Origin of the sequence: Streptomyces sp. NPDC100445 (assembly GCF_044759735.1) — a bacterium.
Taxonomy (GTDB): Bacteria; Actinomycetota; Actinomycetes; order Streptomycetales; family Streptomycetaceae; genus Streptomyces.
The window spans coordinates 1-2,409 of record NZ_JBIVZV010000033.1; the positions used below are offsets into that span (position 1 = coordinate 1).

A 2,409-nucleotide genomic window follows, 5' to 3' on the forward strand; every position below is an offset into this window, starting at 1 on the left:
GCGTCGTTCGGCGGGTCTGCCGGGTGTGTCGTTGGCGTGGGGTCTGTGGGAGCAGGCCACCGGCATGACCGCCCACCTGAACGACACCGACCAGGCCCGCATCCACCGCGGTGGCTTCCAGGCCATCACCCCTGACGAGGGCCTGGACCTGTTCGACGCGGCCCTGCGCACCGGCGAGCCCCTGCTGGTCCCGATCAAGCTGAATCTGCGGGCCATACGTGCCGAAGCCACCGCGGGCGGCGACCTACCGTTCCTGCTGCGCACGCTGATCCCCCACAGCCGCCGTGCCGCCGCCCGCCTCGCCGCCGGCCGCGGCAGCGGGCTGGCCGGCCGCCTCGCGGGCCTGCCCCCGGCCGAACAGGAAACCCTGCTGCTGGACCTGGTCCGCACGCACGTCGCGACCGTCCTCGGCCACACCGGACCCGAGAAGGTCAGGGCCGAGAAGGCGTTCAAGGACGCAGGCTTCGACTCGCTCACCGCCGTCCAGTTGCGCAACCGGCTCCGCGAGACCACCCGGCTCAACCTCCCCGCGACCCTCGTCTACGACTATCCGACCCCACTCGCGCTCGCCCGCTTCCTCCGCGACGAATTGAACGGCCTGAACGGCCTGAACGGGCTGAACGGCGACGCCACCGGTGCGGCGGCCCCCACGGTCGTCGTCGCCGACCCCGACGAGCCCATCGCGGTCGTCGGCATGGCCTGCCGGCTCCCCGGCGGCGTCAACAGCCCCGAAGAACTCTGGCGGTTGGTCGCCGAGGGCCGGGACGCGATCTCCGGCTTCCCCACCGACCGCGGCTGGGACGTGGACGACCTCTTCGACACGGACCCCGAGAACGTCGGCACCTCCTACGTCGACCAGGGCGGCTTCCTGCGCGAGGCGGGCCGGTTCGACGCCGGCTTCTTCGGTATCTCCCCGCGCGAGGCCCTCGCCATGGACCCGCAGCAGCGGTTGCTGCTGGAAACGTCCTGGGAGGCACTGGAACGGGCGGGCGTGAATCCGTCCGCGCTCAAGGGCACGGACGTCGGCGTGTTCTCCGGCGTCATGACCCAGGGCTACGGCATCGGCGGCGACATCCCACCGGAACTCGGCGGCTTCACGGCCACCGGCTCCGCGGTGAGCGTCGCCTCGGGCCGCGTGTCGTACGCCCTCGGGTTCGAGGGCCCCGCGGTCACCATCGACACCGCCTGCTCCTCCTCCCTGGTCGCCATGCACCTCGCCGCGCAGGCCCTGCGCAACGGCGAGTGCTCCCTCGCCCTCGCCGGCGGCGCGACCGTCATGGCGACACCGGGCACCTTCGTGGAGTTCTCCCGGCAACGCGCCCTCGCCCCCGACGGCCGCTGCAAGGCCTTCTCCTCGACGGCCGACGGCACGGGCTGGGCCGAGGGCGTCGGCGTGGTGCTGCTGGAGCGGCTGTCGGAGGCCCGCCGCAACGGACACCGGGTACTCGCCGTGCTGCGCGGCAGTGCGATCAACCAGGACGGCGCCTCCAACGGCCTCACCGCCCCGAACGGCCCGTCCCAGCAGCGGGTCATCCGCCGGGCGCTGGCAGTGGCCGGCCTGGCCGCCTCCGACGTGGACGCCGTCGAGGCACACGGCACGGGCACCGCGCTCGGCGACCCCATCGAGGCACAGGCCCTCCTCGCCACCTACGGCCGCGACCGCGAACGACCCTTGTGGCTCGGCTCCGTGAAGTCCAACATCGGACACACGCAGGCCGCCGCCGGGGTCGCCGGCGTCATCAAGATGGTGGAGGCGCTGCGCCACGGCGTCCTGCCCCCGACCCTGCACGTCGACGAGCCCACCCCGCAGGTCGACTGGTCCGCCGGCGCCGTCGAACTGCTGACGGAGGCCCGCGACTGGCCCGAGACCGGCCGCCCCCGCCGCGTCGGCGTCTCCTCCTTCGGACTCAGCGGCACCAACGCGCACCTGATCTTCGAACAGGCCCCCGAGCGACCGGCCCCGCAACCGGTCATACCGGCCGACGGAATCGTCCCGCTGGTGGTGTCCGCAGCCTCGACCGGTTCGCTGGCGGGACAGGCGGAGCGCCTCGCCGCGTTCACGGCGGACACCGACGCGTCGCTCGTGGAGGTCGCGGGTGCGCTGGCGACTCGGCGTGCGGTGTTGTCGGAACGTGGTGTGGTGGTGGCGGGTTCGCGTGCGGAGGCGGTGGCGGGGCTGGGTGCGTTGTCCCGGGGTGAGTCGGCCGCCGGGGTGGTGACCGGCGGTACGGCTGTTGCGGGGCGGACGGTGCTGATCTTTCCAGGCCAGGGTTCGCAGTGGTTGGGCATGGGCCAGGAGCTCATGGAGTCCTCGCCGGTGTTCGCGGAGCGGGTGGGGGAGTGTGCCCGGGCTCTGGGGCCGTGGGTGGATTGGGACCTGAGGGCTGTGCTGCGCGGTGAGGTGGATCT

General features: G+C 73.1%; 1 protein-coding gene. It reads left to right on the forward strand.

The genetic code is table 11. The annotated features are described in order from the left end of the window. A partial coding sequence (locus ACIQVT_RS34715) for a beta-ketoacyl synthase N-terminal-like domain-containing protein (RefSeq protein WP_403763774.1) occupies positions 1-2,409 on the forward strand: 2,409 nt, incomplete at both ends.